This window comes from Pedobacter frigidisoli (assembly GCF_004331675.1).
Lineage (GTDB): Bacteria > Bacteroidota > Bacteroidia > Sphingobacteriales > Sphingobacteriaceae > Pedobacter > Pedobacter frigidisoli.
Genome location: NZ_SJSN01000007.1, coordinates 249,787 through 274,386, shown reverse-complemented (window position 1 = coordinate 274,386; position 24,600 = coordinate 249,787). Strand labels below are relative to the sequence as shown.

Sequence of the window (24,600 nt, the reverse complement as noted above, 5' to 3'; positions counted from 1 at the left end):
CCGCCTTCCAGGATATCATCGTGATCTAATCGAGTATTTGATAGCATACGGTAAAAAGCAGTTTTTAGGGTATGAGTCTGGGCTAACTGATTGATAACTGCTGTTCCCGAAGATAATAAATCTGATAGACAACTTTCCAATCTGGCAGCAATACGATTATCTGATAAAAAACCCTTGTAAATACCTGAATAGCAATGATCTAACATCACTAAATATACGAAAAATAAACCGTAATTAACTGATAATCAGCGTATTAATTAATTATATCTGCTAAATAAATGTGTGTAAAGATTAGCTCCGAAGGAGAGGGAAACAAGGGATAATGCTTTTTAACCCAGCATACAATCTAAAGGACAGGGTTTTACCCAAAAACTCAAAATCCCTCTCTTTTGGAGAGGGATAGCGTTAAACTGAGCCTAGCCCTCAAACTTTCATAGGGTGAGGCTTTTCGTATGGAAATGCTCTTAAAAAAAAGCGCCTCGAATAATCGAAGCGCTTTCATTTATGATTTTTTTTTAAAATCTTACTTAGCCAATTCTTCTGCCATTGCAGCACCGATTTCAGCAGGACTTTCTACTACACGAATACCACACTCACGCATGATTTTCATTTTAGCAGCAGCTGTATCATCAGCACCACCAACGATAGCACCAGCATGACCCATTCTACGTCCGGCAGGTGCAGTTTGACCAGCGATGAAACCAACAACAGGTTTGGTACCGTTCTCTTTGATCCAAAGCGCAGCTTCAGCTTCCATTCCACCACCAATTTCACCAATCATGATAATACCATGAGTATCTGGATCGTTCATTAATAACTTAACAGCTTCTACAGTTGGCGTACCAATAATTGGATCACCACCAATTCCGATTGCAGTTGTAATACCTAAACCAGCTTTAACAACTTGATCAACCGCCTCGTAAGTTAAAGTTCCAGATTTTGAAACCACACCTACATGACCTTTTTTGAAGATGAAACCTGGCATAATACCAATTTTGGCTTCATCAGCAGTAATTACGCCTGGGCAGTTAGGGCCGATAAGCGTAACATCACGATCAGAAATATATTCTTTAACCTGAATCATATCCTTAGTCGGGATACCTTCAGTAATACAAACAATAACTTTAATACCGCCTTCGGCAGCTTCCATAATCGCATCAGCAGCAAAAGCTGGTGGAACGAAAATGATAGACACATTTGCACCCGTTTGATCAACGGCATCTTTAACAGTATTAAAAACAGGCTTATCTAAATGCAATTGCCCACCTTTGCCAGGGGTAACACCACCAACAACGTTTGTACCGTATGCCAGCATCTGCTCAGCATGGTAAGTCCCTTCGTTTCCGGTAAAACCCTGAACGATAACCTTAGAATCTTTATTTACTAAAACGCTCATGTATCAATATTTTTTTTGTGCAAAGCTAATATATTGGAGCTGGAATTCAAATCTTTTTTTAGGTTAAAATTGCTCTAATTCGTGGATTTAATATTTGTTATGCAATTTTATAGATTTCCTATTTCATCGAAATTAACAATGTTTGATCAAGCAGTTTCCGTAAAATTTTAGGCAATAAGTTAATCCAATATTCGATATTCTAGACTAATTTTTTTGAATGATTAAGCAAGAAAGTGACGTGTATTTCCAGCTATCCTATTTGGATAACTGAACTAGCGATTGAATATTTTGTACACCAACAGACTTATCGATATTTGGCTCACGCATTTTTGATACGTTAATTGCAACTGCTAAAGATGGATTGGCAGTTTTGGTGAATGCAGCAATATCCTTAAGGGTAGTTGATAAAATTTTCAAGGATAAAAAAAACTGTCTATCAGTATATTTTATCGTTTGAACATCGTCGCTCGGATCAAGGTATTCGTTATTTAATTTCTCTGCATAATAGAATTGCACTCGATCTAAAAAAATTAATTTATCGGTTATTTGTGCTAAAACCTCGTTAGAAAGATTCAATCCCTTTATACCCAATACTTGATTATCCTTCATAAGAAAGTCAAGTCCTTCGAAAGTAAATGTTGTTAAATTTTCTTTATTAAAAATATATTCAGCCTTTGGAAGATTGGTGGTATTAACCTTATTATATTTAGTTAAGTTCTTATTGAATTCATGTCTAGTGTTTACCAGGTTTTCAATTAATATATCTCCATTAATTGATTCAAAATTGACTGTAGCGATTGTATAATTAACAGTACTTGCAGTTTGAGCAAATAATTTATCAGATGTGATAGCTAATGAGGATATTAGGGTAAGAACTAAAAAGAACAATGGGGATTTTTTCATGGTGCAAAGGTAAGAACAAAAGCGCAATTCACAACATCATGTCTAACTAATATTACAGATTAACATCAATTTTGGAAACATTTATATTGATAAAAATCAAATTTTTGTATTTTTAGGCATACAGCTTCAATAATTTTTTGTCAATATTAAAAATTTATATGCCTTAAGATTTTTTAAGATACTATTCAGATCCAACCAAAACGTTTAAATTTACCTCAGAGACTAAAGCAATATGACTAAAGATCTAAGCTCAAACCTATAAATCAAAGTTCAGGCCAACAGCCAAACATCAAAATATGAAAAAAAAATGCTTCCAAATTATAATCGCTTTTGCTGTTACTTTAGTTAGTATCCACGCTAAAGCTCAAAATAATGATACGACAAGGTACATTTTGCAAAACGATGTAGATGTGGCCAAAGAAGAAGCAGGCACACACAATGGCGGTGGAAATACCATAGGTTTTAATTTCTTCGGCGATGCAAAAAACTTAAAAACCGCTTTTAGGAAGAGGGTTTTGAAGCCAGGTTCATCCATTGGTTACCACCTACAAAAAGAAGATGAGATTTATTATGTGATAAGTGGTAATGGAAAAATGAAGATGAATGGGAAAATTTTTGCTGTAAAACCGGGTGACGCAATTTTAACCAGACCAGGAAGCTCTCACGGAATAACTCCAAATGACGATAATAATTTGGTGATTATGATTGTTTATGAAAAGAAATAAAATATTAGAATCCTTATGGATTAAAGTAGCACCTCTAAACTAAGTAGCACTTATAAAATCTAATAAAAGGCTAAGCCACTATAAATGGAACTAGAAAAACATTACACCAATAGAACAGGATGGCTGAGGGCTGCCGTACTGGGCGCTAATGATGGAATTATTTCGACAACAAGTTTGGTTATTGGCATTGCCGCAGCAAGCGACACGAGAAGTCCGATTGTGTTAGCCGCATTGGCTGGTTTGGTTGCCGGAGCATTATCTATGGCAGCTGGCGAATACGTTTCAGTAAGCTCACAATCGGATATTGAAAGGGCAGACCTTGAAAGGGAAAAAATAGAACTAGAAACCATGCCCGATGTTGAGTTAAAGGAACTTGCCAAAATATATGTTGCGCAAGGACTAGACGAGGATTTGGCCATGCAAGTTGCTATAAAACTTACAGATAGAGATGCATTAGCGGCCCATGCCAGAGATGAGCTAGGGATTAATGAACATACACAACCCAAACCACTTCAAGCAGCTTTAGCCTCTGGCGCATCTTTCATTAGTGGCGGAATATTGCCATTCTTTGTTGCACTCTTTGCTCCTATTAAATCGATGGTTTTTTACCAATACGGCTTTGCAATAGTATTCTTAGCTTTATCAGGCGCTATTGCAGCAAAAGCTGGTGGCTCCGACATGATAAAAGGCATTATAAGAATCTGTTTTTGGGGAACGGTTGCAATGGTAATAACCGCATTAGCTGGATATATTTTTGATGCTAGAACAGGTTAGCTATTGGGCTTTTGGCAACTGTAAATAGTAGCAAAAACCCAATTAAACTAAACCGGATTGAAGTGTTATCTCCCGATTCTTCATCGAGAATAGAAACAAAAAGCCGGACTAACTTTAATTGTTAACCCGGCTTTGCTTTACTAATTATTTTAAATTTAAAGGCCTTTATCTTCAGTTTTAATTTTTGGTTCTACTTTCCAACCTTTTGCCCACTCTGCCTGAGCAGCTTCATCATGAAAAGTCCAGGCAACAAAACGACTTACTTTTTGTCCTTGCGACATTTGTACAGTGGTAACCTCAAAAGCATTGGCTTTAACTAAGGCGCTATATATACTTTTTAAGTTCGCACTTTTTGAAACCAAAGAAGTAAACCACAGAACTTGATTTTTAATTTGCTCGCTTTGGATAATCATTTGCTCTACGAAAGCACGTTCGCCACCTGGGCACCAAAGCTCTGCCTTGTTTCCACCAAAGTTTAAAACGTGTTTAACTTCCTTTTCATTACCACCTAAATTACGCCATTTTTGGCGAGTGCCTTGTTCAGCTTCCTTTAACGAAGAGTGAAAAGGTGGATTACAAACAACGGCATCGAAACGCTCTCTGCCACCAACAATACCTCTAAAAATTCCCATTCTCGAAGATTGCTGACGAATTTCTACAGCACCTTGCAAGGGTTTATTGGCTTCGATAATGCGTTTGGCAGAATCTACCGAAAGCGGATCAATCTCCGAACCAACGAAGTTCCATCCATATTCCTGATGACCAATGATGGGATAAATGCAGTTTGCACCAACACCAATATCAAGTATGTTAACATTAGCTCCTTTTGGGTTTTTACCCTTATTGCTAGAACCTAAAAGATCGGCTACATAATGAATGTAATCTGCTCTACCCGGGATTGGCGGACAAAGAAAATCTTGAGGAATATCCCATTGTGAAATATTGTAAAAGTATTTCAACAATGCTCTGTTAAGTGCTTTAACAGCATCTTGATCTGCAAAATCTATAGAATCATCATTGTGTTCGTTTTTGAAAACGAAACGTTTTAGTTCTTTTGAAGTTGCATTAAGTTGTTTGAAATTGTAACGCGAACGGTGTTTGTTGCGTGGATGTAACTCGCTTTTTTCTTTGCGGTTATTTTGTTCTTGTTGAGCCAATGTGATCTGGTTTAATTAAACAAGCTGTGTGCATGTTTCTACTGCAAAGGTAGGATAATTAGTTTAGAGTTATGAGTTTTAAGTTTGGGCTACCAACCGCTGAGGCTATTACATGAACACAGAGTCGCAATTTTAATAAACTATCTCTTTGAAAAGGATAACCTGTAGCGTTGTCAATGGTCTTCTCGGGCTTTACATTAAATCTTTTTGTGGGTGTTTTTGCTAATTTAATTTTGCTGCATCAAAAAGGATATCATTCCAATCCCGTTTAGCAACGCCGGCTTTTTGCTACTATTTGAGGTTGCATTATGGCAATGCGATAGTTTTAAATTAAACAGTTCATTTAGGTTTCCGCAGCATACAAAGAGCTGTGAATGCTTCCGCGCAAAACTGAAAACTCCAAACTGAAAACTCCCAACTAACTTTCCTCGTTCCTCTCGATCATAGCTGGTTGAATCGCTTTCAAATACTTCGCCTCATCGAACTGATTTTCGCTTTTAGCAATTACGATTGTTGCGACTCCATTCCCAATAACGTTGGTAATTGCTCGTGCCTCACTCATAAAACGATCAACTCCAATTAAAATAGAAATGTGCTCAATCGGCATAATTTTTAGTGCCGTTAAAGTAGATACCAACACAATAAAACCACTTCCTGTTACACCAGCAGCGCCTTTTGAAGTCACCATTAATACACCCAAAACTGTAATTTGCTGTCCGAGGGATAAATCGACATGAAAAACCTGACAAAGAAAAATTACCGCCATGGCCAGGTAAATCGCCGTGCCATCGAGGTTAAAAGAATACCCTGTTGGGATAACCAAACCCACAACCGATTTATCACAACCTATCGCTTCCATTTTCTGCATCATACTTGGCAAGGCAGATTCTGATGAAGAGGTTCCCAATACAATTAAAATCTCCTGACGGATGTATTTAAGGTATTGCCAAAGGCTGAATTTATAATACCTACAAATGCCATTTAGAACAATAAAAATGAACAGGATACAAGTTAAATAAACTGAGCCCATCAATTTTGCCATGCCAACAATGCTTTGCAAACCATGCGTACCAATACTAAAAGCCATTCCGCCAAAAGCGCCGATTGGTGCCAAACGCATAATCACTTTCATAATCTTAAAGAGCACTTTGGAGATTTTATCAAATGCATTTAAAACAACAGTTCCTTCTCCGCCAAGCTTATTTAATCCATAACCAAAAAGAATGGCAAACAATAAGATTTGCAAAATATTTCCCTCAGCAAAAGCTGCAATAACATTGTGTGGAATAATGTGCAAGAAGAATTCAGCCCAATTCATTTCCTTTGCCTGTTCTGCATAACCCGCAATTTTTGTGGCATCGCCCGACTTGGCAATCATGCTTTCACCAGGCTTAAGAATATTGGCAACAAGCAAACCGATGGCAATGGCAACTGTACTCACCACTTCAAAATATAAAAGTGCCTTTCCTCCTACTCTACCAACCTTTTTCATATCGCCCATGTGCGCAATACCCAAAACAATGGTGAAAAATATGATTGGCGCTATGAGCATGCTAATCAAGTTAATAAAACCCTGACTAATTAATTTCGCTGTTGGCGCAAACTCAGGAAAGTAGGTTCCAACCAATATGCCAATGGTAATGGCAACTAAAACCTGAAATGTTAAATTGGAAAGGATAGATTTCATTTTATGCCTTTAAAATTGAAATATAGATTAATTTTTTCTTTGCCTAAAATTTATGAAAAGAAAGCCTTTCTTAAAATAAAATGAATAATGTACCAATTGTAAATTTGCTTTGTGCGCTAATAACATAAGCAATTCCAATTAAGAATAAGGGCAAACATAGCTTCCTCATTATTTATAAATGTTCACTTCAATTTTACCATCTGCAGTAACTGTTCCACGGTACATGCCTTCGGTATTAAATGGCATGGCCACATTTCCTTTCTTATCCAAGGCAATAAGGCCACCATCGCCACCCATTTTACCAACTTTATCCAATACAATCTTTGAAGCTTCGGTTACAGATAAATTTTTATATTCCATTAAATCGGAAATGGTTTTAGCAACCACATTGCGGATGTAGTATTCGCCCCAACCGGTGCAAGAAATTCCTGCTGTTTCGTTATTGCAATAAGTCCCTGCGCCAATAATTGGTGCATCTCCTACCCTGCCATATTTTTTGTTAGTCATACCACCAGTAGATGTTCCAGCAGCTAAATTTCCTGCTTTATCCAATGCCACGCAGCCAACTGTTCCGAACTTATAATCGTGGTTTTTAACACCAAATAATTCCGATTTTTTACTTCCATGATCTAAAACCGCTTTGGTAGAATCTTCTTTTATCGCTTGTTGCAATCCATCCCAACGTTCTTTTGTCCAGAAATATTTTGGATCTACAATTTCCAAACCTGCTTCTTTTGCGAATTGATCTGCACCTGCGCCAACCATCATTACATGTTCAGATTTTTCCATTACGGCTCTTGCCGCAGAAATTGGATTTTTGATCTTAGTGACTCCTGCCACAGAACCAGCCATTAAATTTTTACCATCCATAATAGCGGCATCAAGCTCATTTCTACCGTCGTGGGTAAAAACAGCACCTTTACCGGCATTAAAATGAGGATCATTTTCCAGGACATGAATTGTTGCTTCCACAGCGTCTATGCTAGATTTACCAGCTTTAATTTCTGCATAACCGGCTTGAAGCGCCTGAGTTAAGGCAGCGATATAAGCTGCTTCCTTTTCGGGAGTCATGTTCTTTTTTAAAATGGTTCCGGCACCGCCGTGAATAACCATTACATATTTTTTCTGCTGCGCAGAAACATTCAGCGCCATTACTGAGATTAACAGTACTGCAAATATTTTTAGAAATTTCATCCTCAATAGATTTTATGAAGACGTTAAATTAAACAATTCTCTCGGGATAAACGGAATTAAGCCTTAGCAATGCCTTCTGATGAGAATTGCAGATCGTAAAGCTTTTTGTAGTAACCGTTTAGTTTAAGCAACTGTTGGTGGGTTCCCTTTTCCTTGATTTCACCCTTATCGAGCACAATAATTTGATCAGCCTTTTGAATGGTCGATAATCTGTGCGCAATTACGATCGACGTTCTTCCCTCCATTAAGTTATCAATCGCTTTTTGAATAAGCAATTCCGTTTCAGTATCTACTGATGAGGTGGCTTCATCTAAAACCAAAATAGCAGGGTTGTGAACCAAAGCTCGAATAAACGAAATTAGCTGTGCCTGACCAGCAGAAAGCGTTGCTCCTCTTTCCATTACATTGTATTGGTAGCTTCCGGGCAATCGCTCTATAAACTCATGGGCACCAACTTTTTTGGCGGCGTTTACCACGTCCTCTATAGTAATTTCGGGATTATTTAGCGCAATGTTATTTAAAATCGTGTCGGAGAATAAGAATACATCCTGAAGAACGGTAGCAATATGGCTTCGTAAATAATCCAAATCAAAATCTTCGATAGGAATGCCATCAACTGTAATTTCTCCCTTTTTAACCTCGTAGAATCGATTCAGAATATTAATTGTTGAGGATTTCCCAGCACCAGTTGCACCAACCAAAGCAACTGTTTCGCCAGCTTTAACATTAAATGATAAATCTTTTAAAACATAGCTTTCATCATTATAAGCAAACCAAACATTTTTAAATTCTATGTTTCCAGCCAATTTTTCTGGTTTCTGAGTTCCCTCATTTGGAGTAGTTTCATCGGTATCCAAAACCTTAAATACCCGTTCTGCGCCAACCATGCCCATTTGTAGCGTATTAAATTTATCAGCCAGTTGACGAATGGGCGTAAACACCATACCCAAATACATAATAAACTGCGTGATGGTTCCAGGCGTTACATCCAATGGTTTAGCCAAGATACTTTTAGCACCATACCAAACCAGCAAGCCTAAAGACATTGCCGAGATTAATTCTACAACAGGAAAAAATATCGAATAATACCAGTTAGAACGAATATTGGCATCGCGATAGCGTTTATTTATAGCGTAGAACTTTTTGTATTCCTGTCTTTCTCTCGCAAAATACTGCACAATAGAAACACCCGTAATGTGTTCTTGCAAAAAGGTATTCAGGTTAGAAACCTCATTTCTTATCTCTTGGAAAGCTACCTTAATTGCTTTTTGAAACTTTCTTGTAGCAATAATTAATAGTGGGATTGGCAATAAAACCACCAAACTCAATTCCCAATCGGTATAAAGCATTACCCCAACAATTACTACAACCTGTAATGAATCGCCGATCATGGAAATTAAACCCTCAGAAAAAATATCGGCAATGGTTTCCAAATCGAATACTGTTCTGGTGATGAGCTGTCCAATTGGGGTCTTATCGAAGTATTTTAAACGAAGTTTAGTAATGTGGTTAAAAACATTAATCCTTAAATCTCGAATAACCGATTGACCCAAAGTATTGGTTAAAAGTGTGTGGTTATATTGTATTAAGGTTTGCAATATTAACATGAAGATCATGAGTATCGTCATGTTTACCAAACCAGAATATTGTCCAGTTAAAATATAATGATCGAGCGTATATTTTATTAAAAACGGACGAACTGGAGATATTGCCGCCAATAAAATCGTTAAAATAACCGACCAAACAAAAACAGCACGATAAGGCTTTACATATTGAAAAATACGTTTCAGCAATCCTGTGTTATATACCTCTCCTGTTACTGCCATTTTTTTAATTTTGAATGAATGAGTTTTGAATGAGTAAATGTTGCCATTCCATCATTCTCTCAATCTCTCATTATATGTACGGGTATTCTACTTTCACTAAGTACAAACCGCAAGCAGGTACCGATTGTCCGGCGTTGCTGCGATTTTTGCTTTCAATTATCTCACTGAAATCTGTTAGGGTAATCTCGTGTTTACCAATCCTAACTAAAGTTCCCATAATGGCCCGAACCATATTTCTGAGAAAACGATCGGCTTGAACGGTAAAAACCAAACCGTCTTCTTTCTCTTCGAATCGAGCTTCGGTAATTTTACAATTATTGGTAAAAGTTTGCGTGTTCGATTTGCTGAAACAAGAAAAATCGGTATAATTTAATAACAAATCAGCTGCTTGATTCATTTGCTCAACATCCAATCTATCTTTAACCAACCAAGATCGGTTAAGCTTAAAGGGATCTTTTTCAAAATGAATATAATATTTGTAGGCACGAGCAGTTGCATCAAATCGGGCATGAGCATCATCATTAACCGAAATTATTTTCTTCGCTGCAACTTGGTAAGGCAACATTGCATTTATTCCTGCAATTGCATTTAGAACCTTAGCTTCCTCTAAATTTTCTACATCAAAATGAGCATAGAAATCTGTAGCATGTACACCAGCATCTGTTCTGCCGCAACCTAATGTTTCTATGGGCTGGCGGTAAAAAGTTGACATGGCTTTATCCAACAACTCCTGAACAGTTATTGCATTGGGTTGAATTTGCCAGCCGTGATATAAGCTGCCATCATAAGCAATTTGTATGAAATACCTTTTTTTACTCAAAGCGATGCAAAAATACGTTTTAGAGCGTAAGGAACAAAGAATTAAAATGGTGGAGTTTGGAGCAAATACATTAAAATTAATATTGGTTGACATTTAAATTGAATACGCTGTGAGCACATTTTTTTTGAAAACGTACGTTCCTCCTTTTTATGGCGGTCTGCAGTCCTGCTAATAGCCCAAAGTCCTCCCCGATGAAGAATCGGGTCCGGGCTATCTGGCAATATCAGGTTTAGGAAAAAAATTTGCACCTTTCTAAGGCATTAGCAACCCCTTTATGCATAAGCCCCAGCCTAAATTTATAAACCCGACAAAAGTGGAAATCCTTTTTTGTTATTCCGGCTTCAATTACATCAAAAACAAAAAAGATTGGAACATTGCGGGACTGCAGAAAATTCGGAGTTCTTCCCTCCATTTGCAAATTAAGTTTGTATTAAAAACAATCCATTTTAATGCGCCAGCCCTGAGCGTCCGATCATTATTCCCTTTTCTTTGCTCCATTATCTTACTGGTTCTTTTATCCTACAGATAAAAAATCTAAATTTGTCTGAAATATTTGATTAACATGATACAAAGAGTACAATCTATCTGGCTTTTTTTGGCCGCTATCGCCTTGATTTTGATGTTGTTTTTACCAATTTTATCCAAAGAAAATAAAACAACAGAAACTACTATACATACAGTAGGTTTGTACCAAGATGCTGTTGGCAAACCTGGCCCGGGCTTCATGAAAGAACAATTTACGCCACTTTTAATTACGAATATCGTGGTGGCTGTTCTTTGTTTCTTTAATATTTTTAATTTTAAAAGAAGAAGTTTACAAAAGCGGATTGCCATATTCTCTATCGTTGCTATTGGCGGCTTTGCTTTTTGGTGCAGCATTTTTGCTCAAAAATTACCTGGAGGAATAGCAGGTGCACATTTCGATTTCGGCGCTTATTTACCGGCACTTTCGATTTTATTTTGCGTACTTGCCATTTTCGGAATTAATAAAGATGAAAGGTTAATTCGTTCGGCTGAACGATTAAGATAGTTTACATTGATCAACAATAAAAGCCAATCATTTTGCAATGATTGGCTTTTTGCATTAAAGATTTCTACACTACTTGATCTTCTTAATCAGATCGTTTGCAAAGCCCTTTACGCTTAAATCGAGTTGAGCTTTACCAATATTACCCAATTGGGTTTTAAAATTTTTGGCAATATTTAGGCTCTCGACCGATCGAATGGCGACTTTCAAAACCCCTGGGTCGGTATCTACCAAAGATTTTTCAAGCACCTTACTTGCATCTGTAGCACTTAACTTCTGACTTCCATAAGCTGCAGCCACCCTTACCGCTGTAAATTTATTCGAGGCCGCATCTGTAATGATATCCTTTACAGAATCGTGCTTGATGTAACCCGCCAGATACGCCGCCTTAATGGCTAGATTTTCATCATTCCCATCAATTAAAGCTTTTAGTAGGGGTAAAACCGCCGGACCAAACTTTGCGGCTCCTCCAGGATAATCAAGTTCATCTTGCCTTAAAAAAGCAATTACTTGTTCATTTAATTCTTCTATAGTTGGCATAATAGTTTTATTTAAAGTTTTACACTTAAACCGCTACCTATCATGGTATTTTGCTCTCCACTTGCTAAATCAGGTGGTGGGTTCGTAATGTTAAAAGTTCCATTTCCAGTCATTAAGCGGTTATTATCGTTAACATGAGGCAACCCTAACACATGCCCCAATTCATGACCTAAAGTCCAGCGAGATGCCGTTCTAACCACTACAGCCCCAGGTCTTCCGTTGGGATAAGCAGCGCAACCATTATAGCCCGGCACCGTACTGCGAACCATGTAAACCACCACCTCATTGGCCCCAACAAAATTTCTGTTTCCAAACAAGGTAACTTGCTCTGCAGTTACGCTACCCATCGTACATCCGCCAACATCTACATCGGTTAACGAAGCTAAATTGAGGTTTTCTGTTGTTGCCCAATCTACTCTGATCCCAGCGATTGCATAAACTTCCTGCATGGCGGCAAACTGCTCATTCATGGTAAAAGTAGTTGGCTGAGCTAAAATTTTAATATGCACACGCAGCCTTTCCTTTAAAACCCTTGAACCTGCCGTGGTAGACCAATAAATGCTGCCATGCTGGAAGTTGGAGATTCGAGCTGCACCTCCAAAAACAACCATTTCATTGGATATGGGATAGCCCAAAGCACTTTTTTCCCAGCCTAGAGACGACCAGTGCTGCCTGATGTAGCCATGCACCTCAAATGCGCCTGTAAAAGGGCTCCAATAAATGCTTCCGCCTTGAAAATGATTGTATTTGCCAACGCCATCGGGGCAGGTACTTTCATTTGTTAAAGGATAGCCGAGGAAACTTTTTTCCCATCCAAGTTGAGAATATTTGGCCCGAATGGAGCCGTGAACTTCCCAGGCGCCAGTAGATGGGCTCCAATAAATACTCCCATATTGAAAATGATTGTAACGCCCTATGTTGTCCGGGCATTTAGATTCATCGGTAATTGGGTAACCGAGTGCACTTTTTTCCCAACCGAGGCTTTGCCATCTGGCCCGAATAAGGCCATGTACTTCATGCGCACCAGCGTTAGGATGCCAATAAATAGAGCCATTGGCATAATGCTGATACTTACCAGTTCCATCCGGACAGGTAAGAATTCCAGTTAGCGCCGGGCCAAGCCAGCCAGTTGCACCGCCCAACGAACTGTACTTAGCCGTAATTGGATGCAAAAAAATGTGTGGAAAATCTCGTTAAACCACGAGTTTCCCAGGGTCAATTTTGGTAATTTTTGACATTTTCAGAAAGGTTTTTGTTTAAGGTTTGTACTTAATCAAGCGATCGGAATAAAACAAGGAAATAGATATGAGCACCTTTATGCGGAAGAAATTATAATTAAATATAGCTATTTTGTTTAAACAAACCTATAACTTATTTATATTCAACACTTTTTATTTCACTGACTTACTGTAAAATACGAAATATTAACCTTACCTTTGCGGCTTAAATAAATAAAAGACGAATGACAAACCCATTTCAATTATTGGGGATAAGTGATGACGTCGTTAATGCCGTAAAGGATCTTGGATTTGAAACTCCAACACCTATTCAGGAGCAAAGTATTCCTGTACTGTTAGAAGGCACTAATGATTTTGTTGGTTTGGCCCAAACAGGAACAGGAAAAACAGCCGCATTTGGTTTGCCGCTGTTAGAACTAATTGATTTTAAAAGTAATAAGCCACAGGCACTAATTTTGTGCCCTACTCGTGAGCTTTGCCTACAAATCACTAACGACCTTAAAAACTTTTCTAAAAACGTTGCTAATGCACATGTGGTTGCCGTTTACGGTGGCGCTAACATTATGCAACAACTACGCGAAATACGCCAAGGCGTTCAAATCGTAGTGGCCACGCCTGGCCGTATGTTGGATATCATTGGCCGTAAAGCCATCGATTTTTCTGCAGTTAAATATGTTGTGCTTGATGAAGCTGACGAAATGTTAAACATGGGTTTCCAGGATGACATTAACGACATTTTATCAACTACTCCTGATGACAAAAAAACCTGGTTATTCTCGGCTACAATGCCAGCAGAAGTTCGCCGTATAGCTAAAAACTATATGGACAACCCTGTAGAATTAACAATGGGCACAAAAAACACTGGTAACGTAAACATCGAACACGAATATTATATCGTTCGTGCTCGTGATAAATACGCGGCCTTAAAACGTATTGTAGATTTCAACCCAGAAATTTTTGCAGTGGTATTTTGTAAAACCAAATTGGATACACAAGATGTTGCTGAGCATTTAATTAAAGATGGCTACAATGCTGATGCTTTACACGGCGATTTATCGCAACAACAACGTGATAAAGTAATGCAACGTTTCCGTGAGCGTAACATGCAATTGTTAATTGCTACTGATGTTGCTGCCCGTGGTATCGATGTAAGTGGTGTTACTCACGTAATTAACTACTCTTTACCTGATGAGATTGAAAGTTATACCCACCGTTCTGGTCGTACCGGTCGTGCTGGTAAAACAGGTATTTCAATCTGTATCATCAACTCTAAGGAAGTTGGAAAAATCCGTCAGCTGGAACGCATTATTGGTAAACAATTTACCAAAGCTGAGTTACCTACGGGATTTGATGTTTGTGAAAAACAATTATTCTCTTTAGTACATAAAGTACACAACGTAGAAGTTAATGTAGAGCAAATAGATCAATACATTCCTCGCATAATGGATGAGTTTAAAGATTTATCTAAAGAGGATGTGATTAAACGTTTTGCATCATTAGAATTCAACCGTTTCCTAGATTACTATTCTAAAGCACCAGATTTAAACGCTGCAGTTGGCGATGATCGTGGTGAAAGAGGTGAACGTGGAGAAAGAGGTGCTGGACGCGGACGTGGTAGCGAAGGTTATACACGTTTGTTCATCAACTTAGGATCTGTAGATGAATTTACACGTGGCGATATGTTATCATTTATCTGTAACAATGGAAAAATTGGTGGCAAAAGCGTTGGTAAAATTGATTTAAAAGGTGTTTTCTCTTTCTTTGAAGTGGAAGATGCTGTAGCTGATACTGTTTTCGAAGGCTTTAAATCTGTTGAGTTTAACGGACGTGCAGTACGTATCGAAAAAAGCGGAGATAATCCTCGTGAAGGCGGCGGCGGTGGCGAAAGACGCGGTGGCGGTGAAAGACGTAGCGGTGGTTTCGGCGGTGGCGGCGAAAGAAGAAGTGGCGGTGGCGGTGGTTACCGTGGTGGAAATAGCGGAGGTGGCGACAGAAGAAGTTCTGGCGGTAGCGGACGTAGAGAAGGTGGAAGTCGTGATGGCGGAAGCGGAGGCGGTTTCAGAGATTTCTCTGGACGTAGCCGTGAAGATAAAGGCGGAAGTCGTGAGGGTGGAAATCGTGAGGGTGGAAGTGGCGAACGCAGAAAAAAATGGTAAATCACTAAACCAAATATTTTACAAGCCGGTTTCGTTTATTCGAGACCGGCTTTTTTGTGTAGTGTTTATAAATACTTAAAAACGAAATTTGGTTCCGTACATTACAAGTAAGCGCAAAGAGCGCTAAGTTTTTCGCAAAGGATACAAAGTTTAATCCTAGTCGTTCCATTTGGAACGACTTTTTTGTTTAAAAAAATCCAGCTTCTCTTTCTTTGCGTTTTCACTTTGTGTACTTTGCGGTTAATAAAAAAAAACTTAACTGAACCATGGCCAGAACAAAAAACCACATCGAACTTCAATTTTTAAGCGAACCATCAGATGTCAATTATGGAGGCAAAGTTCATGGTGGAATGATGATGAAATGGATTGACCAAGCCGCTTTTGCGTGTGCGTTACAATGGAGTCAATCGTATTGTGTAACCGTTTATGTTGGCGGAATTCGGTTTTTTCATCCTGTGCATATTGGTCATTTGGTTAAAATGGAAGCGAGGATTATTTATACTGGCAAAACAAGTATGCACATTGCTGTTGATGCTTATTCCAAACCCGTTGGTCAGGCAGAATTTGTTAAAAACACCCATTGTATTATTGTTTTCGTTGCAGTTGATGATGACGGGCAGCCTAAACCAATTCCAGTTTTTAAGCCAAAAACAGAAAAGGAAATTGCCATGCATGGTTATGCAATTAAATTAATGGAGCTACGTAAAAGTATTGATAAGGAGATGGAACCCTATATCGTTTAGTTTATATTAGGGCATATCCTTTTAGCAAGGAACTTATATTCCAAACCCGGTTGGAGCGGATACCTGCCTTGAGCATAAGGCCTGCAGGCGTATGAGCATAAAACGGGACTAACCTTAAAATGAAATACAGGTTTTGCTTTTCAAAATTTAAAAAAAAATCTTTCTGCATAAAAACGCAAAATGACGTGGGATAATTCTTATTTGGGCAAATTTAAAACCTGATAAATTTATCAATCTGCTCGTTTGTGAATTTAATCGTGTCTTCTTGAATTAAATTCCCCTCGATGTCCAATTCGGTTTTGATGTTTGGAATGTGAATCCGTAAGGGCAAAACATTTAGGTGGATATAATGACAAACGCCTGTAAAGTGATCTACACCTCGAATATTTCCATATTTACCAGATGAAACGCCAACCAGAGCGGCCTTTTTATCGTAAAAACTATTCGGGAAATCGCAGGCATCAATTAAAACTTTTAGTACGCCCGGATAGCTGCCATTGTACTCGGGCATAACGAAAATAAACTTGTCGGTTTCCGAAATCAAATCCTGTATTTTTTGAAAAGCCATAGAGCGTTTGCCAAACATATCTGTATTTAAAACATCGGCAGGCAAATGCTCCAAACTGAATAAGTTAGATTCTATACCTTTTATTTTAAGTTGTTGTTGGTAATATTTGGCAACTTTTAACGTATTGCTATTGGGTCTATTTGTGGCAGCTATAATTGTAATCATAGGGAAATTGTTAATAAGATGTTTAAAACCCGAATCTCCTTAATGCTAAAATTGCCATATAGTTTGTATCTTAGCTGATTGAGAAAAAGGGCGTAAACAGTGCAAAAATAGAACTTTTTGCCGATTAAAACGCATGAATAACACAGCCCAAATAAACGTTACGTAAATTTCGGAAAGATAGATGAGCAAAATTATTGCATTAGCAAATCAAAAAGGTGGCGTTGGTAAAACAACTTCATCTATAAACTTAGCGGCTAGTTTAGCTGTATTAGAATACAAAACCTTATTGGTAGATGCTGATCCTCAGGCCAATTCGACTTCTGGTATCGGTTTCGATCCCCGAAATATAAAAGACAGTATTTACGAATGTATCATCAACGATATCGATCCCTTGCAGGCGATTCAGAAAACGGACACACCAAATCTTGATTTATTACCAGCCCATATTGATTTGGTAGGTGCCGAAATCGAGATGATTAACCTCAATAACCGTGAGTATAAAATGAAAGCGGTTTTGGAGAAAATTAAAGATCAGTATGATTTTATTATCATCGATTGTTCTCCATCATTGGGTTTAATTACAATTAATGCCTTAACGGCTGCAGATTCGGTTATTATTCCTGTGCAGTGTGAGTATTTTGCTTTAGAGGGTTTAGGGAAATTATTAAATACAATTAAAATTGTTCAAAACCGTTTAAACCCTGAGTTGGAAATCGAAGGTATTTTGCTCACCATGTACGATGTTCGTTTACGTTTATCGAACCAAGTGGTAGAAGAGGTGAGAACGCATTTCCACGAGTTGGTTTTCGATACGATTATTCAACGTAATACCCGTTTAAGTGAGGCGCCAAGTTACGGCGTTTCGGTAATTATGCATGATGCAAACTGCAAAGGCGCTATAAATTACCTTAACCTTGCCCGCGAAATTGTGAAGAAAAACGGTTTGTTAAAGGAAGAAGAAAATATAGATACAGCAACTTTATAAATTATAGATGACATCTTTTCAGCGAAAAACAGGTTTAGGAAGAGGATTAAGTGCGCTTTTAGATGATAGCGAATCTACTCATCCGCCTAAGCAAAATGTAAATCATTTAAGCGAGACCGAGCAGATTGGCAATATTAGTCATGTAAGCTTAACGGATGTTGAAACCAATCCATTTCAGCCGCGTACCGAGTTTGATCAGGTTGCACTGAATGAACTTGCAGATTCTATTAAAATCCAAGGCTTAATCCAGCCGATTACAGTTAGGAAAACTGGTGCCAATAAATATCAGCTAATTTCTGGAGAGCGTAGGTTTAGGGCTTCCAAATTGGCAGGCTTAACGCAAATTCCAGCTTATATTCGCAGTGCTAACGACCAACAAATGTTGGAAATGGCATTGATAGAGAACATTCAACGTGAAAACTTAAATGCAATTGAGGTTGCCTTGAGTTTCCAAAGGATGATTGATGAAGTGGGTTTAAAACAAGAGCAATTGGGTGAACGTGTTGGTAAAAACCGTACAACGGTTACTAATTATTTGCGACTATTAAAACTTCCGCCAGCCATTCAGGCATCGATTCGCGATCAAAGAATTTCGATGGGCCATGCCCGTGCTTTAATCAATGTAGATGGTGTTGATAAACAATTATTCATTCATCAAGAGATTTTAGAAAAAGGTTTATCGGTTCGTAAAGTGGAGGAAATGGTTCGCAACTTGCAACATTCGCCTCTAAAAGTGGAGGATAAACCTAAAGTCAAAGCCAATTCCTTTCAATACCAGAAATTACAAGATGATTTGGCCTCTAAATTTGCCACTCGTGTAAAATTAAAAGTTACTCAGAATGGCAAAGGAGCGATAGAAATTCCTTTTATGAGTGATGATGACTTGAATAGAATTTTAGAATTATTAGACTGGTAATGCAAAGGACTAAGCTTTTAACGCTAATTTTTTTATTTACATGTTTGTTTGTAAACTTGGCATTAGCTCAAGTTAAGGATTCTGTAGTAAAATCGGTTGACACTGCCAAAACCAAGGTAAGGCCGCCCATGACTAGGCAAGATTCTATGAAAGCCAAATATGTTAATCCTGGTAAGGTTGCAGGTAGAAAAGCAATTTACAGGTCTTTAATTATTCCAGGTTGGGGCCAATTGTACAATATGCAACTACTTAATGATGGTTATGGAACACGAGCGGGTAAAAATCAAACTTTCCAAAAAATTTATACAGGTGGCAAAATAGTTGCCATTTACGGTGGTTTTACGGTGCTAACGATGTCTTTTATAGAGAGTTCTAAAAACTACAAATTATACCTAACAGAACTTCAATACAGAGATATCAATAATGGACGCCCTGATCCTAACGGGCCCTTTGTGAATACCGACGGCGTTACATCCCGTTATTCAACACAAGGAATAACTACTGGCAAAGACACTTTTAGAAGAAATAAACAAATTGTACTTTTTTCTTATGGCTTGGTTTATTTGGCGAATGTGGTGGATGCATATGTTGCAGCCCGATTACATTTTTTTAATATTGATGATGACCTTAGTTTTAAGGTTACACCAACAATGATTAATACCAATACCGTGTATGGATTTAGCAATACTCCAGCTTTAAAACTTTCCCTAACATTTTAATATTATCACATGAAAATTGCGCTTTTAGGATATGGCAAAATGGGGCAAATTATAGAAAAATTTGCGCTTGAACGTGGTCATGAAATCGTTCTAAAAATAACGGTTGATAATCAGGAGGACTTAACCAGGCAAAACTTAAAAGCTGCCGATGTTGCCATTGATTTTAGTACACCAGATTCGGTTTTAAAGAATATTGATGCCTGCTTTGATGCCAATGTTCCAATTGTTGTTGGTACAACGGGTTGGTATGGTAAACTGCAAGAAGTAAAGAATGATTGCAATAGCAGTAACAATACCTTGCTATATGGGTCTAACTTCAGTATTGGCGTAAATTTGTTCTTTAAATTAAACCAAACTTTAGCAAAGCTGATGAATAACTATCCAGCTTACGAGGTTCAGGTAGAAGAAATTCACCATACGCAAAAACTGGATGCGCCAAGTGGTACTGCAATTACGATTGCCGAGGGAATTGTAGATAATCTAGATAGAAAATCGGAATGGTTAAATGAGGTTGTAGGAACAAATATAGAATTGTTTCCTAAAGCTGAGCAGTTGTTGATAGAATCGCACAGGATAGAAAATATACCAGGAACGCATACCGTAATTTACAGTAGCGAGGTTGATGAAATTGAAATTAAACATACTGCGCATAGCAGAGCAGGCTTTGCGTTAGGTGCAGTTGTAGCGGCAGAGTGGGTAAAAGACAAAAAGGGATTTTTTAGTATTACAGATATCTTTGAGTAAAAAAAGTTGGTAAGTCGGGAGACGAAAGCCGAAAGACAAAAAAAGAAATAAAACGAATAGCGTAAACGCTTTGCGCTCCCTCTCCTCCGGAGAGGGTTGGTGTGAGGCTTTTAACCATCAAATAGAAATATGAATTACAAATTTTGGCAGAAGAAAACCGATGCCCCAAAAAAGAAAAAAACTAAAACCCGCGAATGGGTTGATGCCATTGTTTTTGCTGTTGTAGCTGCCACCATTATTCGTGTATTTTTTATTGAGGCCTATACCATTCCTTCTGGATCAATGGAGCGCTCATTGTTGATAGGTGATTTTCTTTTTGTAAGTAAGGTAAATTATGGTGCTCGTATTCCAATGACACCTGTTGCTTTCCCTTTTGCACACCACACACTACCTTTAACAACATCAACCAAAGCCTATTGGGATGGCGTTCAATGGAAATATCACCGTTTGCCAGGATTATCAGAAATAAAAAGAAACGATGTAGTGGTTTTCAATTTTCCAGAAGGAGATACCGTTGCGGTAGAAAATCAGGCAGATAGCTATTACAATATGGTTCGAACAATGGGTAGAGAACAGGTAAGAAACAGTTTCACAATTGTAGATAGACCTGTTGATAAACGTGAAAACTTTATAAAGCGGTGCATTGCCATTTCTGGAGACGTAATTTCCATGAAGAATGGTGTAGCAAACGTAAATGGAAAAGACGAGCCATTAAAAAATACAGGCATGATGCCTTACAAAATTTCTTTTAAAACGAACGATTTTAATATTACTACACTAACCGATATTGGTTTAGAAACCGGAACAATGCAACAAGTAGTGGGCGATCCTAGTAGTTATGTTGCAAATGCCTCTCCAGAAATGGCAGATAAATTAAGATCATTAGATTTTATTAAATCTGTTGCTTTAAGTCCAGATTCCATTGGTCCTGAGCAGGGTGGAGTTTTTCCGAACGATCCCAATCGTGTATGGAACCGAGATAACTTTGGTCCGATAAAAGTACCCGCCAAAGGTTGGACGGTTAAAATCGATAGCCTAACAATGCCGCTTTACTATCGGGCAATTAGAACTTATGAAGGCAATAAAGTAGAAAAGGTAAATGGTGTTTGGTACATCAACGATAAACCTGCAACAACCTATACATTTAAAATGAATTACTTTTGGATGATGGGTGATAATCGCCATAACTCTGCCGATTCACGTTACTGGGGCTTTGTGCCAGAAGATCATATTGTTGGTAAAGCATTATTCGTTTGGATGAGCTGGGATAGTACAGCATCTTTCCTGCATAAGATAAGATGGAGTAGATTATTTATGGGGATTCATTAATCTAATTTAACACGATAGATAAAAGGGCTTGCAAATTAAATTTGCGGGCCTTTTTTGGTCAATAGCTTTAAAGAAAACAAATTCTTTTAATAGGCTAAAGCTTATTTCAAGCTATCTATCCCCAACTTCTCCGCCAGTTCATTTAAGTCTTTAACCACTACATCAATAATTGGAATTCCACTTACTTTCCTTTCCAGTTCAAATTCATATTCCGGTTCTCCTGGAATAATTACTTTTTTATTGGGATCTACAGTTTTTGCACTTTTAAAACGCTCAACCCAATTGTCAAGGTGGTTTTTAAAATCTTCCGCTGGGCGGAAACCATCAACCCTCATGGCACCTAAGAAATGACCAAGTCCTTCGCCAACCGGATTTGCCGAGGGCTCTAAGAAAGCAACAAAAGGCGGTACCCATGGGCCATAATTCGCTCCAGAAAGCACAGCTGACAAAATATCTACCGTAGCACTTAAGCCATAGCCTTTATGGCTTCCGTGATCTTTGTCGCTGCCCAATGGCAACAACGATCCGCCGCTTTTTAACTCGTTAGGATCATTTGAATTTTCTCCATTTTTATCTTGAACCCAGCCATCTGGAATACTTTTATTCGCTCTTTGAGCAATTTCCAATTTTCCGTTTGCAGCAGCAGCAGTTGCCATATCTACAATAACCGGTGGATATTTTCCTGCTGGAAATGCATAACACATTGGGTTGGTTCCCAACAAGCGTTCGTTGGCATAGGTAGGGGCAACCAGCGGACTAGCATTCGTCATGCTAATGCCGATCATGTCTTTTTCTACAGCCATTAAAGCATGGTAACCTGCGATACCAAAATGGTTGGAGTTTTTAACTGAAACCCATCCACTACCATATTTTTCTGCTTTTTCTATGGCTACTTTCATCGCAAATGGTGCAACCACTAAACCTAATCCTGTATCGCCATCTATAGTGGCTGTGGTTGGTGTTTCATGAACGATTTTGATATTTGGAGTAGCATTGATTCTATTCTTTTCCCAAAGGCGAACATAACCACTTAAACGAGCAACGCCATGCGAATCTATTCCACGTAAATCAGAACGAATTAAAACATCAGTGGCAAGGTCGGCATGTTCATCAGAACAACCCATTTTCTTGAAAACGTTGTAGGTGAAAGTTCGAAGACTGGTTTCTGTAAAGGTTATGAAGTTCATTTTAGTATCAAGTATTGAGTAACAGGTATCAAGTTCAACTTCGGACATCGGACTCCCGACTTCGAACTTTTTATGGCAATAATAAAGTAAAATCTCCGCCCAATGGCTCAAAGTTTTCAATACAGGAAGAAAGAAAATCTTCTCCATAATTAACATACATTGGAGCTATGTTCAGCGTTCTCTCCTGCATTGTTCCGCTTGGGAAAAGCCTTTTCTTAACATTATCAATTTGAGTTAAGGCAGTTTCGTGTTTACGTTTCTCGGCCCTGAATAATTTTTTCTCAAGGTTTGCCAACAAGTGATTAGTCTTTTGCTTGGCCGAATCTGTAGATACAGAAAGTGTCTTATCTATTTTATAGGCATTGAGTTTTATTTGATCGAAAATGCTATTAATTGCCCTCGTTTCGTCAGCCAAACTTAATTGTGCCGTTGAGTTTCTCTTAACCCAAATGTTTTTCAACTCCTCCACGGGAAGAAAAATATCTTCTAAGGAAAAGCCTAAATTATAAAGGTTTTCAGCACTGCGTGGATCGATTAACAAAGCAGAATTACGAAGTAAAAGCACAGGGAAATCCACTTTATAAAAATCAAAATTCGCTTTTAACTGCATCCAATAGGCCACTTCTGCGCCGCCACCAATATAAGCGATATTTGGCAAAATAACTTCCTGGTACATAGGTCGCATCACTACATTCGGACTAAAACGTTCTGGATGTGCTTCAATTTCTGCCCGAAGTTCTTCTTCTGTAAAACTGATTTCGGTATGGTTGACAAGGTATTTGTCGTTTTCGAGAATTAAACGTTCACGTAAATCATCTTTTAAATAAAAGAAATTTATATCTCGTCCATTAACTTGAGTTTTGTATCCTAAATCCTCCAGCTTTTTAGAGCTTTGTTCGATGTTTTTAGCGCTGTTATGTTCAATAACATCGGCAGTAATAATATTGGCGAAAAGCTTTTTTAAGGATGGTTCATCTGCATTTACAATCACCAGTCCGTATTTTTCAAATAAATTATTTACTAAATACCGGGTTGCATCAGCTAAATTATCGTGTTCTAAGTATGCATTTTCTACCAATTTAGCAATGTGTTTACCATTTTTAGAGATTCCCAAATAACCTTTATAGGCGGTTACAGCGGCGGCAACTGTTTTAGTGCTTAATCTGCCCGTTGCGCCATTTGTATTTTGAATCCAGCTGATATTTTTTTCATCAACGCTTACATGGTTAATCTCCTCAAAATCATGATCTTCGGTTGCCATCCAGTAAATGGGAACAAAATTTTTGTCGGGATGGGCAATCTTCAACTCGATAGCCAAGTTGATAGCAGTTACAATCTTATAAATAAAATAAAGCGGGCCGGTAAAAAGATTAAGTTGATGGCCTGTTGTTACTGTGAAAGTATTTTCTTGCCCTAAAAGATCGATGTTTTTGTTAACTGATTTATTGGGGTTTAGATTTTGGTATTGGCTTTTTAATACCTCAACCAATGTTTCTCTATTGCCTAGGAAGTTTCTTTTCTCTATTGCCTCTGCCAAACCATCCATATCTGGGCGATAACTGTAGAAAGCCTTAAGCTCTTCCTCGTTATTGATATAATCTAAAACCAATTTCGAAAATGAGCCAGTTTCCTGATAGGAGATATATTTTGCCTGCATAATTAGCGAAAGTAATGCAATTTAAGCATAATTATAAAGCCAACTAACTATTTTACAATTGTTAAATAATTACAGATTCTAAGAATAAAAATTTGATGAACATAAAAAAACCATTCAGAATTTTAGAATGGTTTTATGTACTGA

Annotated in this window: 23 protein-coding genes; 10 read left to right on the top strand and 13 right to left on the bottom strand. The window is 38.0% G+C overall.

Annotated elements, in window-relative coordinates; all coding sequences use genetic code 11:
* From EZ449_RS22825 to EZ449_RS11110, 3 genes are all read right to left on the bottom strand, one after another.
* Positions 1-206 (bottom strand): hypothetical protein (locus tag EZ449_RS22825; RefSeq protein ID WP_205942949.1); only part of this gene is annotated, 206 nt, incomplete at its 3' end.
* Between the two features lie 317 nt (positions 207-523).
* Positions 524-1,396, bottom strand: a complete 873-nt coding sequence (gene sucD / locus EZ449_RS11115; protein WP_131558666.1) for a succinate--CoA ligase subunit alpha — start codon at positions 1,394-1,396, stop codon at positions 524-526.
* 255 nt (positions 1,397-1,651) lie between these two features.
* Positions 1,652-2,299: a hypothetical protein gene (locus EZ449_RS11110; protein ID WP_131558664.1), complete on the bottom strand. Its 648-nt coding sequence runs from the start codon at positions 2,297-2,299 to the stop codon at positions 1,652-1,654.
* A gap of 296 nt (positions 2,300-2,595) precedes the next feature.
* Here EZ449_RS11110 and EZ449_RS11105 point away from each other — a divergent pair, with 296 nt between their 5' ends.
* Both EZ449_RS11105 and EZ449_RS11100 read left to right on the top strand, forming a co-directional pair.
* Positions 2,596-3,024, top strand: coding sequence for a cupin domain-containing protein (locus tag EZ449_RS11105; protein WP_131558661.1), 429 nt, complete (start codon positions 2,596-2,598; stop codon positions 3,022-3,024).
* A gap of 84 nt (positions 3,025-3,108) precedes the next feature.
* A complete protein-coding gene (locus EZ449_RS11100; RefSeq protein ID WP_131558659.1) occupies positions 3,109-3,798 on the top strand; it encodes a VIT1/CCC1 transporter family protein in 690 nt (229 codons plus the stop codon).
* Between the two features lie 155 nt (positions 3,799-3,953).
* Here the strand turns inward: EZ449_RS11100 and rlmF are convergent, their stop codons facing one another.
* The 5 genes from rlmF to truA all read right to left on the bottom strand — a co-directional run bounded on the left by rlmF (position 3,954) and on the right by truA (position 10,482).
* On the bottom strand, positions 3,954-4,955 hold the full coding sequence (rlmF, locus tag EZ449_RS11095; RefSeq protein ID WP_131558657.1) for a 23S rRNA (adenine(1618)-N(6))-methyltransferase RlmF: 1,002 nt from the start codon (positions 4,953-4,955) through the stop codon (positions 3,954-3,956).
* A 418-nt stretch (positions 4,956-5,373) separates the two neighbouring features.
* Complete coding sequence (dctA, locus tag EZ449_RS11090) at positions 5,374-6,642, bottom strand: C4-dicarboxylate transporter DctA (protein ID WP_131558655.1); 1,269 nt, start codon at positions 6,640-6,642, stop codon at positions 5,374-5,376.
* A 168-nt stretch (positions 6,643-6,810) separates the two neighbouring features.
* On the bottom strand, positions 6,811-7,836 hold the full coding sequence (locus EZ449_RS11085) for an isoaspartyl peptidase/L-asparaginase family protein (protein ID WP_131558653.1): 1,026 nt from the start codon (positions 7,834-7,836) through the stop codon (positions 6,811-6,813).
* 56 nt (positions 7,837-7,892) lie between these two features.
* Positions 7,893-9,662: an ABC transporter ATP-binding protein gene (locus EZ449_RS11080; protein WP_131558651.1), complete on the bottom strand. Its 1,770-nt coding sequence runs from the start codon at positions 9,660-9,662 to the stop codon at positions 7,893-7,895.
* A 70-nt stretch (positions 9,663-9,732) separates the two neighbouring features.
* Entirely contained in the window at positions 9,733-10,482 is a 750-nt protein-coding gene (truA, locus tag EZ449_RS11075; RefSeq protein ID WP_131558686.1) for a tRNA pseudouridine(38-40) synthase TruA, read from the bottom strand.
* Positions 10,483-11,044: 562 nt separating this feature from the next.
* On the opposite strand from truA, the gene EZ449_RS11070 reads away from it, so the two are divergent.
* Positions 11,045-11,512 (top strand): DUF4293 domain-containing protein, encoded by a 468-nt coding sequence (locus EZ449_RS11070; protein WP_131558649.1) that lies wholly within the window; start codon positions 11,045-11,047, stop codon positions 11,510-11,512.
* 69 nt (positions 11,513-11,581) lie between these two features.
* Here EZ449_RS11070 and EZ449_RS11065 read toward each other — a convergent pair whose 3' ends face one another.
* Complete coding sequence (locus EZ449_RS11065) at positions 11,582-12,049, bottom strand: HEAT repeat domain-containing protein (protein WP_131558647.1); 468 nt, start codon at positions 12,047-12,049, stop codon at positions 11,582-11,584.
* 11 nt (positions 12,050-12,060) lie between these two features.
* On the bottom strand, positions 12,061-13,221 hold the full coding sequence (locus EZ449_RS11060; protein WP_131558644.1) for a hypothetical protein: 1,161 nt from the start codon (positions 13,219-13,221) through the stop codon (positions 12,061-12,063).
* 290 nt (positions 13,222-13,511) lie between these two features.
* Between EZ449_RS11060 and EZ449_RS11055 the strand changes: the two genes are divergently transcribed.
* Together EZ449_RS11055 and EZ449_RS11050 are read left to right on the top strand one after the other, a co-directional pair.
* Positions 13,512-15,443 carry a DEAD/DEAH box helicase gene (locus EZ449_RS11055; protein ID WP_131558642.1) on the top strand — a complete coding sequence of 644 codons (1,932 nt, stop codon included), beginning with the start codon at positions 13,512-13,514 and terminating at the stop codon, positions 15,441-15,443.
* A gap of 266 nt (positions 15,444-15,709) precedes the next feature.
* Positions 15,710-16,186: an acyl-CoA thioesterase gene (locus tag EZ449_RS11050; protein WP_131558640.1), complete on the top strand. Its 477-nt coding sequence runs from the start codon at positions 15,710-15,712 to the stop codon at positions 16,184-16,186.
* A 211-nt stretch (positions 16,187-16,397) separates the two neighbouring features.
* On the opposite strand, the gene EZ449_RS11045 is transcribed toward EZ449_RS11050, so the two are convergent.
* Positions 16,398-16,919, bottom strand: coding sequence for an NADPH-dependent FMN reductase (locus EZ449_RS11045; RefSeq protein ID WP_131558638.1), 522 nt, complete (start codon positions 16,917-16,919; stop codon positions 16,398-16,400).
* Between the two features lie 181 nt (positions 16,920-17,100).
* Between EZ449_RS11045 and EZ449_RS11040 the strand changes: the two genes are divergently transcribed.
* From EZ449_RS11040 to lepB, 5 genes are all read left to right on the top strand, one after another.
* Positions 17,101-17,904, top strand: a complete 804-nt coding sequence (locus tag EZ449_RS11040) for a ParA family protein (protein WP_056870038.1) — start codon at positions 17,101-17,103, stop codon at positions 17,902-17,904.
* 7 nt (positions 17,905-17,911) lie between these two features.
* Complete coding sequence (locus EZ449_RS11035) at positions 17,912-18,820, top strand: ParB/RepB/Spo0J family partition protein (protein ID WP_131558636.1); 909 nt, start codon at positions 17,912-17,914, stop codon at positions 18,818-18,820.
* A 56-nt stretch (positions 18,821-18,876) separates the two neighbouring features.
* Positions 18,877-19,539: a DUF5683 domain-containing protein gene (locus EZ449_RS11030; protein ID WP_131558634.1), complete on the top strand. Its 663-nt coding sequence runs from the start codon at positions 18,877-18,879 to the stop codon at positions 19,537-19,539.
* 9 nt (positions 19,540-19,548) lie between these two features.
* The gene (gene dapB, locus EZ449_RS11025; RefSeq protein ID WP_131558632.1) at positions 19,549-20,283 is read left to right on the top strand and encodes a 4-hydroxy-tetrahydrodipicolinate reductase; all 735 of its coding nucleotides are present in this window, start codon (positions 19,549-19,551) and stop codon (positions 20,281-20,283) included.
* A gap of 129 nt (positions 20,284-20,412) precedes the next feature.
* On the top strand, positions 20,413-21,612 hold the full coding sequence (gene lepB / locus EZ449_RS11020; protein ID WP_131558630.1) for a signal peptidase I: 1,200 nt from the start codon (positions 20,413-20,415) through the stop codon (positions 21,610-21,612).
* Between the two features lie 101 nt (positions 21,613-21,713).
* Here lepB and EZ449_RS11015 read toward each other — a convergent pair whose 3' ends face one another.
* Complete coding sequence (locus EZ449_RS11015) at positions 21,714-22,799, bottom strand: Ldh family oxidoreductase (protein ID WP_131558627.1); 1,086 nt, start codon at positions 22,797-22,799, stop codon at positions 21,714-21,716.
* A 70-nt stretch (positions 22,800-22,869) separates the two neighbouring features.
* Positions 22,870-24,456, bottom strand: coding sequence for a bacillithiol biosynthesis cysteine-adding enzyme BshC (bshC, locus tag EZ449_RS11010; RefSeq protein WP_131558625.1), 1,587 nt, complete (start codon positions 24,454-24,456; stop codon positions 22,870-22,872).
* Positions 24,457-24,600: the final 144 nt, after the last annotated feature.

Coding starts and splice junctions, on each gene's coding strand:
- sucD (WP_131558666.1), bottom strand. CDS start 1,396: ATGAGCGTTTTAGTAAATAAAGATTCTAAGGTTATCGTTCAGGGTTTT.
- EZ449_RS11110 (WP_131558664.1), bottom strand. CDS start 2,299: ATGAAAAAATCCCCATTGTTCTTTTTAGTTCTTACCCTAATATCCTCA.
- EZ449_RS11105 (WP_131558661.1), top strand. CDS start 2,596: ATGAAAAAAAAATGCTTCCAAATTATAATCGCTTTTGCTGTTACTTTA.
- EZ449_RS11100 (WP_131558659.1), top strand. CDS start 3,109: ATGGAACTAGAAAAACATTACACCAATAGAACAGGATGGCTGAGGGCT.
- dctA (WP_131558655.1), bottom strand. CDS start 6,642: ATGAAATCTATCCTTTCCAATTTAACATTTCAGGTTTTAGTTGCCATT.
- EZ449_RS11085 (WP_131558653.1), bottom strand. CDS start 7,836: ATGAAATTTCTAAAAATATTTGCAGTACTGTTAATCTCAGTAATGGCG.
- EZ449_RS11080 (WP_131558651.1), bottom strand. CDS start 9,662: ATGGCAGTAACAGGAGAGGTATATAACACAGGATTGCTGAAACGTATT.
- EZ449_RS11070 (WP_131558649.1), top strand. CDS start 11,045: ATGATACAAAGAGTACAATCTATCTGGCTTTTTTTGGCCGCTATCGCC.
- EZ449_RS11065 (WP_131558647.1), bottom strand. CDS start 12,049: ATGCCAACTATAGAAGAATTAAATGAACAAGTAATTGCTTTTTTAAGG.
- EZ449_RS11055 (WP_131558642.1), top strand. CDS start 13,512: ATGACAAACCCATTTCAATTATTGGGGATAAGTGATGACGTCGTTAAT.
- EZ449_RS11050 (WP_131558640.1), top strand. CDS start 15,710: ATGGCCAGAACAAAAAACCACATCGAACTTCAATTTTTAAGCGAACCA.
- EZ449_RS11045 (WP_131558638.1), bottom strand. CDS start 16,919: ATGATTACAATTATAGCTGCCACAAATAGACCCAATAGCAATACGTTA.
- EZ449_RS11040 (WP_056870038.1), top strand. CDS start 17,101: ATGAGCAAAATTATTGCATTAGCAAATCAAAAAGGTGGCGTTGGTAAA.
- EZ449_RS11035 (WP_131558636.1), top strand. CDS start 17,912: ATGACATCTTTTCAGCGAAAAACAGGTTTAGGAAGAGGATTAAGTGCG.
- dapB (WP_131558632.1), top strand. CDS start 19,549: ATGAAAATTGCGCTTTTAGGATATGGCAAAATGGGGCAAATTATAGAA.
- lepB (WP_131558630.1), top strand. CDS start 20,413: ATGAATTACAAATTTTGGCAGAAGAAAACCGATGCCCCAAAAAAGAAA.
- EZ449_RS11015 (WP_131558627.1), bottom strand. CDS start 22,799: ATGAACTTCATAACCTTTACAGAAACCAGTCTTCGAACTTTCACCTAC.
- bshC (WP_131558625.1), bottom strand. CDS start 24,456: ATGCAGGCAAAATATATCTCCTATCAGGAAACTGGCTCATTTTCGAAA.